Here is a 14,453-nt window from a genome sequence, read left to right as displayed (position 1 = left end):
ATAGTTTCAAGCCCGGGCTTAACTTAATATCATACTTGGTATACGCTATATAACTATGCCCCATAAACTTTGATTATGCTAACTTTCTTCTTTTCCTGCCCTTGTTTTACTTGGAGATTTAGCCATATTTCTTATTATATAATATAATTCTTTTTATTCACTTGGTCATAAGACTAACAATTATCTTCATAAACACAGGAGAAACGTAAACTTCAATTAAGGAGCCAACAACAGTAATAACCATCATTATAAAGCAAAAAATGCAATATGAAAAAGAAATATATAATAAGTTATGTTTACTAGATGACCTGCGGCGAACAAGCAGCAGTGAATAAGTCGTTGCAGCCACTCCGGTTGCCAATATCGCAGGTACAGTAAAGAAGTTATGTGGCAGAACAGAGACAATTGCGAATAACAATCCTTTCAGAACATATTCGTTGACTAAAAAACCAACAGTAAAACCAATAACGAATCCTCGTACCCATACTAATAACAGGACAAAAGGAATCCCTACTACGGTAAAGCCAAGTAACCACATTAATATAATTACTTTGGCGTTATTTATTATTGCTGTAAATAAAAGAGTTTGACTGTCGGCAGTAAGTCCCTGTTGCTGCGCCAAACCTTGAAAAAAAATCCGCAAGTAACCAACTAATTCAAGTTTTTGCTCTTCCGGCAAGGTTTTTACCGCCATTGCCCCTGCAACTACACCAATAACGAAAATTAAGGTGATAAAAAAATAGGCAACAATATTGGTGCGTATATACTCAGCAATATATTTGCGCAGCAGATTCATTCGCGTACCTCCTAGCTTGAACCTGCTAAAATATATGATGCCCCCAATATCTTTATACCTATTTGTCCACTATTCTTTAGCCCACTTCCCGTAATCCGGTATTACCATTGGGAAGAAGCACTTTATCACATCTTACGTTAATTACTTTTCCGGAAAACGTTCGCGTTGACTCAGTCAGTTGTTCTTTAAGATTTTCTATATTACTCATACCCAGCCCTCCAATTGGTATAAAGTACCATATAGTAGCATATATTACCTCCATAAGGAGGGATGTCCAAATGGAGATAATAACAATAAAGGGATATTATTTTGTCGGCCCAATTAAGCATTTGAAATTTCACTTAGAAAATCTGTGTAAGCAGTATAACACTATACAAGAGATGATAAATAAAAATATGCATTAGAAATTGTGGTATGTCATGCTTTTCGTAATTACTCCATCCAAGGATATCGTGTGTATCTTTTAATCGAAAGTAATGGATATTGGCTGATAACTTTCTCTGCTAACCAATCCGGCGTGGTAACCCAAAGAATAGGAAGCTTCAGTTTTTCAGCGGATTCTTCGATGAGCGATAAACCGTTCACAATATCCTGAATTTCAGTTGCTTCTCCCAAGTTTGTATTTGCAACAATTCCGTCGATTTTCAGCCTGGATACACATTCCAGTTTATTCTTTACATTAATGATCCCGTCAATATTGTTGGTGAAAGGTCGCTTGGTATTTACAACAAGTAAAGCCTGATATACATCCTCAGAAAGGAATCGTTTCAGTTGTCCCAAAGCAACTGCCGATTCACCACCGCCCACATCGATAATCACATGCATTTCCTGCTGTAAAAGCAGCTGATCAAGGTTTGCGGGCAAAACAGGTAAATCAGCATGGGAAAGTCTATAGTCTGGCGCAATAACGCGAACTCCGAATTCTTCCAATACTTCCCGGCTTTCTCTGGTGCGGAAATATGGTTTGACTAAATCCAGGTCAACTATAGCGGTATCAAGGCCGTGCTGTTTAAGCTTGATAGCATAGTTGACGGCAATTTCAGTTTTACCGCTTCCGTATTCTCCCAGGAATAATTTAATTCTCTTCGTCCCTATCAGTTGTTTCAGTTGTTGTAAAAAAGATTCAGTATGATTCATATGCCGTTCTCCCCAATAATCTATTCATTATCAACTAGAAAAATCCTGCAGTATAATAAAGATAAACCCTGCCACACCCTTCTTTGTATGGGTGAGCAGGGTTTGTTCAGTATGCCTGTTAACTAACTTACCCGCATTTCCATTCGTAGCTTATCAGCGATCATAGCCATAAACTCTGAATTGGTAGGCTTTCCTTTGTCCAATTTTATTGTATACCCGAATAGTTTATTTATCATTTCAATGTTGCCGCGATTCCAGGCCACCTCGATTGCGTGGCGAATGGCTCTTTCAACGCGGCTGGGCGTGGTATTGTATTTCTCGGCAATCATGGGGTACAGAACCTTAGTTACAGCGCCAAGCAATTCTACCTCGGAAACAATCATCATGATGGCATCCCGCAAGTATTGATAACCCTTGATGTGTGCGGGTATGCCAATTTCTCTGATGATGTTGGTGACCTCCACATCCATCGGGCGGGCTTTAATTGCTTGCGCTACCACCGGCCGCTGGGATGTTATTGTGCCAGCCAGTTGCCGAATTCTGCTGATCAGCACTTCCATGTTAAATGGCTTCAATACATAATAATCCGCACCGAGTTCCATCACACGCTGAGTAATTGATTCCTGGCCAAACGCAGTCAGCATTATGATCTTGGGACGTTTATTGCAGGATGCATTAATTCTTTCCAAAACTCCAATTCCATCTAAATGCGGCATAATAATATCCAAAATAACTACATCTGGTGACTTATCTTCAATAACTGATAAAATCTGTTCGCCGTTATAAGCTATACCAACCAATTCAATATCCGGTTCGCGAACTATACATTCTTGCAATATGTCGGAAAACTCTCTGTTGTCATCCGCAATCGCCACTTTAATTGATTCTTTTATCATGTGCATCCTCCTTGCTAAATCATTGTTAAGTATATTAAATCTTATTCGACAAACAAGCAGCAGTTCCTTCCTTGAATGGAAAAAAAAACCAAATTTTATCAAACTTAAATTTGTTCCATTATTAGAAAAAACAAAAAGACTTGGCTTTTGTGCCAAGTCTATAATATTTTTCTTTGATTGTAAAGAGTTTTTTAGCTGTTTGCTGTTCCTTTTTGGGCAGAATTCCACTTTCCATCAACATCCAGTCGATAAAGCAACCATACCCGGATGTTGGGTCATGAACAAATACATGTGTTACAGCTCCTACGATTTTCCCATTTTGAATAATAGGGCTGCCACTCATTCCCTGAACAATTCCTCCGGTCTTTTCAATAAGTTTGGGATCGGTAACCTTAATGACTAATCCTTTACTTTCAGGCGCATCCTGCATATTAATCTTTTGTATTTCTATACTAAACTCTTCAATTGTTTGTCCGTCAACCACAGTTAACATCTCAGCGGGCCCTAACTGAATCTGACTCATAGACGCTACAGGGAGAGCATCGGGGTATTTATCATTTTGTAGCTGAGTATGCAAGTCTCCATATATGCCAAAATTAGTATTTTTACGAATATTTCCTAAAAGCTGATCTTCTTCAATAAATACCCCGATTTTTTCCCCAGGTTGTCCGCGCTTGCCATGCTGAATACCAGACACTGTCGCCAATACTATTTTCCCTTCTTCACAATCAATTGGCTGATTTGTATCTGAGTCGGTTATTACATGGCCTAAAGCACCGAAAATTTTTGAATTGGGTTCATAAAATGTTAATGTCCCTACACCGGCGGCGCTATCTCTGACAAATAAGCCTATTCGATATCGTTTTGTATCACTGCATAATGCAGGTAATATAGTAACGTGATATTGTCCACCATTTCTTTTTATAAATATGTCTGCTTTTTGATTTTTTTTGCCGCAGTCATCAATTAGCTCGGCTACTTGTGTGTCACTCTGAACGGGAGTACCGTTAATACTGATTATTACGTCCCCAACCTCTATACCTGCATCTTTGCCGGGGGTCACGTATTGCCCGTACATTGTGAGAATAGGTGAATTGCCTACTACAATTACACCTTGAGACCTTAGAACAACACCAATTGAGTGACCTCCTGGAATTAATTTTACAGGTGGCAGTACATCTACCAGCACTGTACGTAAGGGAATGATTCCCAAAAGTTTGAATTCTATTGTTGATTGACCTAATTTTACAGGCTCAAAAGAAATGGGTCGTGACAGCGCTAATATTGGTAACACGGCTGGGAAAGATTGTATCCGTATACTCGGATCACTATGTTTGACACTAACAGTCATTGGAAAGTTTACATCCAGAAGAGCTGTTTCCCCTTCAATAATCCTCATATGCAAAGGAAGTCCGTAAATACTGCGAAATTGTGGTGAAAGACAAAATGCGATAATTACCATAATAATTAACATTGCCCAAATGGTCCGCCAGCGGGAATCTTGCTTTATCCTTGCCATATTTTCTTTCATCACTCCCTACTTACTTACATTCTTCCCACAATTACAACTCCGCCTTTCATTAAATTTTTATTAATTTCCCATATTACAATAAAATTATTGGACAATTTAATCTTGTAAAAATAGAATGTCCAGATGTTAAGTAGGATTATTCCGGTCAAATTGGGATAAGGTGTATTGGAAGTTCATTTTAATCGGTTTTTTAAAAAATAAAACGCAAGCTTATGCTTGCGCTTCATTTTTCCAAAATTCTTTTTTTCAATTACAAAAAGTACAGCTTCCTGGAATTTTCCCAATAGAATTTATAACTTTTCGGGAAGGCGAAACAATAGATTACTTTTTCCTGCTTCAAGACGCTGCGCATCTTTCTTATCTCTTGCTGATTTAAGCATTTGGGCTGCGTTCTCATGGGACAAGCGGGTGACTTCACCGGATAGCATTCGAGCAAGTTCCGTTACTCTATCTTTCTCAGATAAAACTTCAACTTGCGTAACTGTTTTTTCATTCTCAAGCAGTTTACTGATATATATATGGGTGTCAGCCATACAGGCTATATGCGGCAAATGGGTTATACAAATTACCTGCTTGGAAAAACTTGAGATTCTGGCGATTTTTTCTCCCACAATTTGTGCAGTTTGTCCGCCAATACCCGCATCCACTTCGTCGAAGACCATTATGCCGCATTCATCATGCTGGGCACAAGCCGTTTTTATCGCTAAAGCTATACGCGACAATTCTCCGCCGGAAGCAATTTTGACAATGGGTTTAACGTCTTCACCCGGGTTGGCGGAGAATAAAAAGACCGCTTCATTACAACCATTCCTGGAAAACTCTTCTGTTTTTTTAACTTCAATAATGAAATCTGCTTTGGGCATTCCCAATTCCTTTAAATGTCCGGTCACTTGATCAGCAAGTTTTTTTGCCGATTCACGTCTTAGCCGGTCAAGATCATCAACAAGCCGCCTTAAGTCATTTTCCAGCGAATTACACTTATTTTCCAGTTCTTCCAGTTTATGATCTGAATCGCCAATATTATTAAGTTCTTCTACCGCTTGATTGTAATATAAAAATATATCTTCAACTGTTGTCCCGTACTTTTTTCTAAGTTTGTGCATTGAGTCTAACCGTTCCTGCAAACGGGCAAGTTTACCGGGATTAAATTCGATAGAATCCTCATAATTTCTCAGTACGGAAGAGACCTCTTCCAATTGGTAGAGACTCTCGGTAATTATGTTCAATTGTGATTCAAGCTTTGAATCATATTTAGTTATTTGTTCCAAATCCCGTTTAATTTCTGCAAGACATGATAAAATTCCGCTAAATCCCTTATTCCCTTGACTAAGTATCATATATGAACGTTTAGTGGCGTTAACAATTTTTTCCGCATTGGACAAGACGCGAATTTCCTGTTCCAATTTTTCATCTTCGCCGGGAGAAAGATTTGCCGCAGCGATTTCCTGTATTTGCCATGTTAATAAGTCCTGGCGCTGAAGGCGGTCTCGCATGCCGATTTTGATTACTGTCAACTCATCGCTGACAGATTGCCATAACCTATATAGCCGCTTATATTCTTGCAGCATTATTTTTAAATCCGGATGATAATTATCAACTAAATCCAGATGAATTTCCGGTTTTAACAATGCCAGGTTTTCATGCTGGCCATGCATGTCCACCAGCTTTTCGCAGATTTTTTTTAAAATAGCTAATGTCACCTGGCAACCATTCACTAAAACAGTATTCTTTCCACTCCGTGTAAGCCGTCTGCTGATAATCAGTGTATCGTCTTCTTCCCTTGGTATTCCCTGTTCATCAAGAAGTGTCATTACACTCAGATACTGGGATAGGTGGAAAACAGCTTCAATTCGCAAGTAATCAGCACCTGAACGTATGGATTCTGTTGAAGTTCGCTCTCCCAGAATTGCTGTTAAAGCGTCAATGAGAATGGATTTTCCTGCCCCTGTCTCACCGGTAATAATATTAAGACCTGAGCCAAACTCAATGCTGGCATGCTCGATAAGCGCAAAATTGGTAACGGTCAATGATTTAAGCATATTTCCCTCTCCCTAATTTTGACCGGCTTTTAGTAGCCCCAAATTCAAAAAGTGAGTTTAGGTTATTGCATTAGCGACTGAAATTTTTTAACAATGTCAAGCGCTGCTTCTGCCGGTTTCACCAGTACAAAAATAGTATCTTCGCCTGCTACTGTACCGATGATTTCCGGCCATTTGACATAATCAATCGTATAAGCAACAGCTGGAGCCATTCCCTGCACCGTTCTGAGAACTACGATATTGAGACTGTGGTCAATGGCAATTACTGAGTCTTGAAATGTTCGTTCCAGTCTGGATTGGGAAAGCATAATATTGTGTTCAGGTGGAGAAGAATACCGATACCGTCCTTCTCCGGTAGGAACCTTGGTTAGCATTAATTCTTTAATATCACGGGATACGGTAGCCTGGGTCACTTCAATTCCCTGTTTACGCAGCGCATCCGCCAGTTCCTCCTGAGTTTCAATTGCATGTCGTTCCACTATTTCTTTAATTTTCGCGTGACGTAGGCCCTTCACCTAGTTCACTCCCTATTTTTTCTACTAGAGGATGGTTCAAAACGCTCATCTGCGTTGTTGCTCCTGCGGGCGCTCGCTGCACGTACTTCCTTGTACTGTTCCACTCACGTCCCCGTGCAAACTAGTGCCAGAGTATGATCTACACAGAATCGTCGTCGCGCCTAGCATCTGAACATTTTGAACCATCCTCTATAAACTAAGGTTGCGTGTTTTCAGAAACACGCTCTACTATATACAACAATGGTGGATGATTGATTTGGTTAACCATTGACCAGCACGCAACGCAATACTCTTTTTGCGGCAATTGATTCAGAAAGTAACTCACTTCCGCCATTTCGGTTAGACCGTGTTCGTATCCCGGATAGGCTACAATTGTCACTATGCCGCTGATTACTAATTGAGATAAAATCTGACTCAGTGCTGCTATAGTGTTTTCCGGCTGAGTATTTATGGCGTGTGATCCTCCTGGCAAATAACCGAGATTAAACATTGCCGCATCAATAGCTGTACCGATATAATAACTAACTTTAGCGTGACTGTCGTTTATCAATCTAACCTTAGAATCAAAACCATTTTGAAATAGTAATTCACGAGTCTTACGGAGTGCTTGCTCCTGGATATCGAAAGCCCACACGGTTGAATCTGCCGGGGTATTTGCCGCAATAAACAAGGTATCTTTACCGTTTCCGGCGGTGGCATCAACGACACACCTGGCTGTTTTAAGTCTGGCACGGATTAAGATTTGGGCCATACGCAGCGCGTTAACAACTTCCATCTCAATCTCCCCGGCGCAATTTAGTACGTAAGGCTTCATAGTAACTCTTGCCGGCAAAGCGGATAAATCTGGAGCGGAAAGGTGAACGCTTGACGACAACCGTATCCTCGGGCAGCAGATTATAAATGGTTTGTCCGTCTATCGTGAGAATAATATCATTATGATTGGTAGCTTGCATGCTAATTCTAATTTCTTCATTTTCTGAAACTACTAACGAGCGAGTTTGCAAAGTATGTGGACATATGGGGGTAATAACAATAACTTTAAGTTGCGGATTTATAATGGGACCGCCGGCAGAGAGGGAATAACCTGTAGACCCGGTGGAAGTGGCAACTATGAGCCCGTCTGCCGAATATTTTGCTGTTAATTCGTTGTCGATAAATAGTTCCAGCCTAATCATCCGGGAAAGGCCACCCCTCGTCACGACAATGTCATTAAGGGCGGAAGAAATGTATAATTGCTGATTTTGGCGAATGACAACGGCAGTCAACATCAAGCGCTCTTCAACCGAATATTCTCCTTTAATCAGCTTATCAAGAGCAGTGCTTAACTCCGGCAGCTCAATTTCAGTTAAAAAACCTAGTTGTCCCATGTTGATCCCGCATACAGGAATTCCTTCCGGCGCAATTTCACGGGCAGTATTAAGCAGAGTTCCATCGCCGCCTAATGTAATGGCTAACGAGATCTCTTCCTTAATTGCATCCTTATCGCAAGCCAAACGAGGGTAATTTAATTCCTTGGCCGCGTCTTCCGGCAGCAGAACCCGCACGTTTCGCTCTTTAAAATATTGCATCAGCCAGTCCAATACAGTATGAATGTTTTGTTTTTTAATATTAGGAAACATTCCTACAGTTAACACGGTGTGTCCTCCATTATCCTGTTAAGCTGGCATGAGCAGCGGCAACAACTTGTTCAATTACCATCGAATCCATAACATCGACGGTAGAATTGTTTGCCAGATACAACAGGTACTCTATATTGCCTTCCGGACCTTTAACCGGTGAAAAAGTCAGGCCCCAAGGCGCTAAATTCAAATTTCGGGCACATGTAACCACTTTGGTGATGACTTCGATATGAACTATAGGATCTTTTACAACCCCTTTTTTGCCAACTTTTTCCCTACCAGCCTCAAACTGTGGTTTAACAAGGGCAATTATCCTTCCGGCGGCATGGAGCAGTGTCTTTACAATTGGCAATACCTTATCTAAAGAAATAAAAGCTACATCAATTGAAACAAAATCCAGATACTCGCCTAAATCGCCGACAGTTACATTACGAATATTGGTACGCTCCATATTGATGACACGTTTATCAGTTCGCAGGGACCAAGCCAACTGTCCGTAACCTACATCAATTGCATAAATTTTTTTAGCATTATGCTTTAAAGCGCAATCCGTAAATCCACCTGTGGAAGCGCCCACATCAGCCATTACTTGTCCAGTCAGATCTATGGAGAAATGTGAAAGTGCCTTGGCAAGTTTTAATCCGCCGCGGCTGACATAACCGATACTATCGCCGGTAATAACAATAGTGGCCGACTCCGGCACAGGTGTGCCCGCCTTGTCGATTTTTTGGCCATCAACTATAACCAGGCCGGCCATTATATATGCTTTGGCTCTTTCGCGGCTGGAAACAAGTCCCTTATTTACCAGCAAAATATCCAATCGCTCTTTTGTGCCTTCTTGACTCATCCTTTAGCTCCAGAGTGTTTAACAAAAGATTCAACACTTGCTGCAATCCGTTCAGGACTAAGGCCGTTATGTTCAAGCAGCAGGCTGCGCTGCCCATGGGGTATGAACTCATCAGGTAAACCTAGCCGCAATAGTTTAACCCAATTAAATTTTTGCGTATTCATATATTCTAAAACCGCAGTACCAAAACCTCCAGCCAGAACATTGTCTTCTACGGTTATTATTACACCGTAATCATGGGAAAGTTTACGCAGCATTTCCCCGTCAAGAGGTTTGACAAACCTGGCGTTTACAACTGCGGCATGAATACCGCGATTTGCCAGAAGTTCTGCGGCAGCCCGGCTTGGCTCCACCATGGCTCCAATGGAGTAAAAAACTGCATCCGTACCCGGTCTGAGTAATTCCGATTTTCCGGATTCGATCATCTGTATTTTCGGCTCCAATTCAGCTCCCGGGCCGCACCCGCGAGGATATCGTATAGCAACAGGTTTAGACATTGTCGTGGCCGTAAACAGCATATGCTGCAGTTCATTTTCATCTTTGGGGGACATAATCGTCAGATTAGGAATAGGGCGCAGGTAGGAGTAATCAAATACACCGTGATGGGTTGCGCCATCCTCACCTACAATACCGGCCCGGTCCAGGATGAAAATAACCGGCAGATTCTGCAGGCAAATATCATGTAACACCTGGTCATAGGCTCGTTGCAAAAAAGTTGAATAAATTGCCACCACCGGTATTTTCCCTTGAGTTGCCATGCCTCCCGCCAGTGTTACCGCGTGTGGTTCGGCGATTCCTACATCAAACAACCGGTCCGGAAACAAAGAAGCAAATTTTTTCAAGCCAGTACCTTCCGGCATAGCCGCAGTAATCGCAATAATGTCTTTATTTTTTTCAGCCAGTTTGACTAAAGTATCTCCAAACACTTGCGTATAACTTGGTGTGGATCCATTTTTATGTACTTTTCCACTCTCAACGCAAAATGGCCCAACACCGTGGAAAATATCGGCGTTGCGCTCAGCGGGGGAATATCCTTTGCCTTTACAAGTGATTACATGTATTAAGACAGGTTCATTTACACTCCGAGTTGTATAAAACACTTCCATTAATGTATTGAGGTTGTGACCGTCGATTGGTCCCACGTAGGTAAAGCCAAGTTCTTCAAACAAGATTCCTGGTACTAATAAATATTTCAGACTGTCCTTAACCCGTTCCGCGGTTTTCAGTACGCTGTCACCAATGGCGGGAATTCGCCGCAGTAAATATTCGATATCATGTTTAACCTTTGAATAAGTAGGAGCAGTTCGTATTCTGGCGAGATACTCAGATATAGCGCCAACATTTTTCGCAATTGACATTTCATTATCATTTAATATAACTGTCAAATTCGTTCTTAAATGTCCGGCGTGATTTAAAGCCTCGTAGGCTTGTCCGCCGGTGAGTGAGCCGTCACCGATAACTGCAACAACATTGTATTTATCGCCGGATATATCACGCGCCAAGGCGATTCCAAGAGCGGATGAAATAGATGTACTGGCGTGCCCCGTACCAAAAACGTCGTGTTCGCTTTCACAACGCTTGGGAAACCCGCTGATACCGCCAAACTGTCGCAATGTAGAGAAATCCTGTCGCCGGCCCGTCAATATTTTATGTACATATGCTTGGTGGCCCACATCCCAAACAATTTTGTCCTTCGGGGACTGAAAAACTTTATGGAGGGCAATTGTAAGTTCCACTACACCTAGATTTGGCGCCAAGTGTCCGCCATTATGGGCAATTGTGTGTATAAGAAGCTCGCGGATTTCGCCTGCCAGCTTTTCCAATTGAATAATCGAAAGATTGTTTAAATCCTCCGGTCCGTATATAGTATCAAGTATCGACTCGCTCAAGCCCGTATCCCTGCTTTCCCAACTCGCATACGATTGTTCTTTCAACTACTACCGTAAAGCACTAAGTAATATTATAACATATTTTAGACTTATTTCATCATCTATAAAAAGTATAAAAGCCATAGGCCACAACAAATCCGTGAATGGCGCCCGCCAGAACTTCCAACGGCGTATGTCCCAGCAGTTCCTTTAACCGGGTATCTTTGACCGTATGATCTACGCGCATTTCCCGCACCAATTTATTGATTACTTTGGCTTGCTTGCCTGCGGCTCTTCTCACACCTGCAGCATCATACATCACAATACCGGCCAGTACAATTGATAATGCGAAAAGGGGCGAATCAATCCCGTCATGAAATGCAATACTGGAAGAAAGGCCTGCAACCAAAGCCGTATGGGAACTAGGCATTCCCCCTGCGCCCACCAGGCGCTCAGCATTAAACTCGCCGTGACGCCAGTAAGAGGTCAGCGCTTTTAAAATCTGGGCTGTGAACCAAGCAGTGGTTGCTGAAAGTAAGACAATATTTTTCCCAATTGCCAGGAACAGGTCGGTCATAGTGAACACCTCAAGCTTCTCTTGTTAGAAGGTATTGAACCAAATGCCGCAAAAATTCTGCTTTTGAACCAAACCCTACCAAGCTGGCCACAGCGTTTTCAACAGCTGTGCCCGCCATTTTTTTTGCTCCTTCAAGGGAATAGAGAGAAACATATGTGACTTTTTGATTGCGAATATCGCTGCCAATTGGTTTACCGGTTGTTTCTTGCGAACCAACAACATCCAAAATGTCGTCGGTAATTTGGAAGGCTAAACCAAACCATTCCGCATATTGAGTTAATGCTTGAATTTGCTGTTGACTTCCTCCAGCCAATATTGCGCCTGATCTCAAGGCAGCTTTAAATAACGCGCCGGTTTTAGCCTTGTGCATAAATTTTAAGGTATTCGCATCAATATTTTTTCCTTCGGATATTAGATCAACCGCCTGCCCTCCAACCATTCCCCATGCACCGGCCGCCGTCGCAATTTCCCGCACTACGCTTAAAAGAACATCAGCAGCAACATTCTCCTGTTGAAGCATAGCTTCAAATGCCGCGGTTAATAAACCGTCGCCGGCAAGTATCGCCATTCCGTCGCCATAAATTTTATGATTGGTAAGTTTACCACGCCGGTAATCATCATTATCCATGGCCGGCAAATCATCATGTATTAAAGAGTAAGTGTGAATCATTTCTATAGCACAGGCTACCGGTATGTATCTAATACCTTCTCCACCCACAGCGTCAGCAGCAGACATCAACATAATGGGACGCAACCGTTTTCCTCCTGCTAACAGACTGTAGCGCATTGACTCAAATAATATCGGCGGATAAACATTTTTATCCGGAAAATATTTTTCCAGTGCCTGATCGATAATTGATTGTTTTTCCTGACAATACTGCACAAGCGAACTATTCATATCTAATCTTTACTGTCCTCCGTCAATTGTAATGGCCGGGTAAGCAATCTCCCCTGCTCTTCCTGCAAAATCAGGTCGATTTGGGTTTCGACCGCGTTCAGCTTATCTAGGCAGATCTTGGACAAAGATATTCCCTCGGAAAATACTGCTAGTGACTCTTCTAACGCTAAGTCTCCCGTTTCCAATTGCTTTACGATTAGTTCTAATTTGCCAAGAGCCTCTTCAAAACATACATTATTTTCAAGATCTACGGCTCCGCTATCAGAAGTTTTGTTCTTGCTTGTCTTGCTCAAATGTTTGGACCTCCTTAACACTAAGTACATTCACATCAATTTGCCCTTGTTTCAAGATGATTTCAAGATACTGTCCCGGCACTATTTGATCCACACTGCGTATTACCTCTCCCCCGGCATTTCTGGTAATACTGTAACCCCTGGATAAAACAGCCAAAGGATTTAGCATTGACAGTTTTTCGGCCGCAATATGAAAAGAGTGCTGTTTATTTACTAGGGTATACTTTATTGCATTAGTCATGCGTTCAATATATTGGTCAAGTAACTGCTGTCTTCCCACTAACATTTTTTTCGGTTGGTTAAATACTCGATTATCGGTTAGTTTCGTTAGCACATTCCTGTAGTGTTTAACCTGCCCCCGCATATTGACTTCAAGGGAGCTTATCAAAGTATAAATATAACGCGATAATTCTTGCACATCCGGTATGACCAATTCGGCAGCCTGCGAGGGAGTGGCGGCCCTACAATCAGCAGCAAAATCCGCCAGCGTATAATCGGTCTGATGACCGACAGCGGCTACAATTGGTATGGTAGACCCAGCAATTGCCCGAACCACCTGCTCTTCGTTAAAAGCCCACAATTCTTCCATTGAGCCGCCGCCACGCCCCACGATGATAACATCTACCTGTCCCCATATATTCATTTTGTCAATAGCCTGTGAAATCTGGAGAGAAGCGTCTGGACCCTGCACTTGAACAGGAAATAATACCAAGGGAATTCCAGAATGACGACGTTTAGAGACTGTAATTATATCTCTGAGGGCAGCACCTGCAGGGGATGTAATCACACCAACGGCTTTGGGTAAGAGGGGAAGCCGTTTCTTGCGTTCTTCCAGAAACAATCCTTCATTGGCAAGCTTCTCTTTAAGCTGTTGAAATGCAAGCGAAAGATCGCCGATACCATCCGGTATGAGTTGTCCGGCATACAACTGGTACTGACCGTCCCGCTCAAAGACTGATATTTGCCCATAAGCCACTACTTTTAAGCCGTTGCGGGGTTCAAACTTTAGATACTGGGCCTGACTTCTGAACATTATACAACGAATTGATGCACTGGCATCTTTCAGTGAAAAATAACAATGACCTGAATGGTGATATTTATAATTGGATATTTCGCCGCGTATAAAGACTGATGCTAACACTGCATCCCGCTCGAAACAGTTTTTTATGTATTTAGTAATTTCGCTTACACTATATATGCTCATGGTACTCCTAAAATGATACATTTATTTTATTTTAAGGTTCAACAGCTAATTGGCAGTTTACACTGTAAATAATAATAACCTATATGAGTAAAAAAAACCAGACAAAAGTCTGGATGAAATTTCAAGAAATTTCAATTTCATATAATAATCATCTTTTATTAAAACCTATGGTTCATATACTTGCAAACCGCTAAACCGCTGACTGCACCTACTATAAACCAGAAAATATATCC

Annotated in this window: 15 protein-coding genes; all 15 read right to left on the bottom strand. The window is 41.7% G+C overall.

Annotated elements, in window-relative coordinates; all coding sequences use genetic code 11:
- Positions 1-157 precede the first annotated feature (157 nt).
- Positions 158-796, bottom strand: a complete 639-nt coding sequence (gene spoIIM, locus MAMMFC1_RS17950; protein WP_126309826.1) for a stage II sporulation protein M — start codon at positions 794-796, stop codon at positions 158-160.
- 76 nt (positions 797-872) lie between these two features.
- The gene (locus MAMMFC1_RS22750) at positions 873-1,004 is read right to left on the bottom strand and encodes an NUDIX hydrolase (protein ID WP_269471848.1); all 132 of its coding nucleotides are present in this window, start codon (positions 1,002-1,004) and stop codon (positions 873-875) included.
- A gap of 224 nt (positions 1,005-1,228) precedes the next feature.
- Positions 1,229-1,933, bottom strand: a complete 705-nt coding sequence (locus tag MAMMFC1_RS17945) for a hypothetical protein (protein ID WP_126309825.1) — start codon at positions 1,931-1,933, stop codon at positions 1,229-1,231.
- Positions 1,934-2,055: 122 nt separating this feature from the next.
- Positions 2,056-2,829 carry a sporulation transcription factor Spo0A gene (gene spo0A / locus MAMMFC1_RS17940; RefSeq protein WP_126309824.1) on the bottom strand — a complete coding sequence of 258 codons (774 nt, stop codon included), beginning with the start codon at positions 2,827-2,829 and terminating at the stop codon, positions 2,056-2,058.
- 121 nt (positions 2,830-2,950) lie between these two features.
- A complete protein-coding gene (gene spoIVB, locus MAMMFC1_RS17935; protein WP_232035521.1) occupies positions 2,951-4,360 on the bottom strand; it encodes a SpoIVB peptidase in 1,410 nt (469 codons plus the stop codon).
- Between the two features lie 290 nt (positions 4,361-4,650).
- A complete protein-coding gene (gene recN / locus MAMMFC1_RS17930; RefSeq protein ID WP_126309823.1) occupies positions 4,651-6,399 on the bottom strand; it encodes a DNA repair protein RecN in 1,749 nt (582 codons plus the stop codon).
- A 62-nt stretch (positions 6,400-6,461) separates the two neighbouring features.
- Positions 6,462-6,914 carry an arginine repressor gene (argR, locus tag MAMMFC1_RS17925; RefSeq protein ID WP_126309822.1) on the bottom strand — a complete coding sequence of 151 codons (453 nt, stop codon included), beginning with the start codon at positions 6,912-6,914 and terminating at the stop codon, positions 6,462-6,464.
- Positions 6,915-7,110: 196 nt separating this feature from the next.
- A complete protein-coding gene (locus MAMMFC1_RS17920; RefSeq protein ID WP_232035516.1) occupies positions 7,111-7,728 on the bottom strand; it encodes a tRNA (mnm(5)s(2)U34)-methyltransferase in 618 nt (205 codons plus the stop codon).
- Positions 7,691-8,548: an NAD(+)/NADH kinase gene (locus MAMMFC1_RS17915; RefSeq protein ID WP_126309820.1), complete on the bottom strand. Its 858-nt coding sequence runs from the start codon at positions 8,546-8,548 to the stop codon at positions 7,691-7,693. Before MAMMFC1_RS17915 ends, MAMMFC1_RS17920 begins: the two co-directional genes overlap by 38 nt.
- A gap of 13 nt (positions 8,549-8,561) precedes the next feature.
- On the bottom strand, positions 8,562-9,380 hold the full coding sequence (locus MAMMFC1_RS17910; protein WP_126309819.1) for a TlyA family RNA methyltransferase: 819 nt from the start codon (positions 9,378-9,380) through the stop codon (positions 8,562-8,564).
- Positions 9,377-11,269: a 1-deoxy-D-xylulose-5-phosphate synthase gene (gene dxs, locus MAMMFC1_RS17905; RefSeq protein WP_126309818.1), complete on the bottom strand. Its 1,893-nt coding sequence runs from the start codon at positions 11,267-11,269 to the stop codon at positions 9,377-9,379. The genes MAMMFC1_RS17910 and dxs overlap by 4 nt, the downstream gene beginning before the upstream one ends.
- Positions 11,270-11,366: 97 nt before the next feature.
- Positions 11,367-11,825: a divergent PAP2 family protein gene (locus MAMMFC1_RS17900; RefSeq protein WP_126309817.1), complete on the bottom strand. Its 459-nt coding sequence runs from the start codon at positions 11,823-11,825 to the stop codon at positions 11,367-11,369.
- Positions 11,826-11,835: 10 nt separating this feature from the next.
- Positions 11,836-12,723 carry a polyprenyl synthetase family protein gene (locus MAMMFC1_RS17895; RefSeq protein WP_126309816.1) on the bottom strand — a complete coding sequence of 296 codons (888 nt, stop codon included), beginning with the start codon at positions 12,721-12,723 and terminating at the stop codon, positions 11,836-11,838.
- 2 nt (positions 12,724-12,725) lie between these two features.
- Positions 12,726-13,016 carry an exodeoxyribonuclease VII small subunit gene (gene xseB / locus MAMMFC1_RS17890; RefSeq protein WP_232035514.1) on the bottom strand — a complete coding sequence of 97 codons (291 nt, stop codon included), beginning with the start codon at positions 13,014-13,016 and terminating at the stop codon, positions 12,726-12,728.
- Complete coding sequence (gene xseA / locus MAMMFC1_RS17885; RefSeq protein WP_126309814.1) at positions 12,985-14,220, bottom strand: exodeoxyribonuclease VII large subunit; 1,236 nt, start codon at positions 14,218-14,220, stop codon at positions 12,985-12,987. Before xseA ends, xseB begins: the two co-directional genes overlap by 32 nt.
- Positions 14,221-14,453: the final 233 nt, after the last annotated feature.

The sequence above is a fragment of the Methylomusa anaerophila genome, from assembly GCF_003966895.1.
In the GTDB taxonomy this organism is placed as follows: domain Bacteria; phylum Bacillota; class Negativicutes; order Sporomusales; family Sporomusaceae; genus Methylomusa; species Methylomusa anaerophila.
The sequence above is the reverse complement of the archived record's forward strand: the minus strand, read 5'-3'. Positions and strand labels throughout refer to the sequence as shown.

Excerpts from the sequence above, each read along its gene's own strand:
- spoIIM (WP_126309826.1), bottom strand. The coding sequence starts at position 796 with ATGAATCTGCTGCGCAAATATATTGCTGAGTATATACGCACCAATATT.
- MAMMFC1_RS22750 (WP_269471848.1), bottom strand. The coding sequence starts at position 1,004 with ATGAGTAATATAGAAAATCTTAAAGAACAACTGACTGAGTCAACGCGA.
- MAMMFC1_RS17945 (WP_126309825.1), bottom strand. The coding sequence starts at position 1,933 with ATGAATCATACTGAATCTTTTTTACAACAACTGAAACAACTGATAGGG.
- spo0A (WP_126309824.1), bottom strand. The coding sequence starts at position 2,829 with ATGATAAAAGAATCAATTAAAGTGGCGATTGCGGATGACAACAGAGAG.
- spoIVB (WP_232035521.1), bottom strand. The coding sequence starts at position 4,360 with ATGAAAGAAAATATGGCAAGGATAAAGCAAGATTCCCGCTGGCGGACC.
- recN (WP_126309823.1), bottom strand. The coding sequence starts at position 6,399 with ATGCTTAAATCATTGACCGTTACCAATTTTGCGCTTATCGAGCATGCC.
- MAMMFC1_RS17920 (WP_232035516.1), bottom strand. The coding sequence starts at position 7,728 with ATGAAGCCTTACGTACTAAATTGCGCCGGGGAGATTGAGATGGAAGTT.
- MAMMFC1_RS17910 (WP_126309819.1), bottom strand. The coding sequence starts at position 9,380 with ATGAGTCAAGAAGGCACAAAAGAGCGATTGGATATTTTGCTGGTAAAT.
- MAMMFC1_RS17900 (WP_126309817.1), bottom strand. The coding sequence starts at position 11,825 with ATGACCGACCTGTTCCTGGCAATTGGGAAAAATATTGTCTTACTTTCA.
- MAMMFC1_RS17895 (WP_126309816.1), bottom strand. The coding sequence starts at position 12,723 with ATGAATAGTTCGCTTGTGCAGTATTGTCAGGAAAAACAATCAATTATC.
- xseA (WP_126309814.1), bottom strand. The coding sequence starts at position 14,220 with ATGAGCATATATAGTGTAAGCGAAATTACTAAATACATAAAAAACTGT.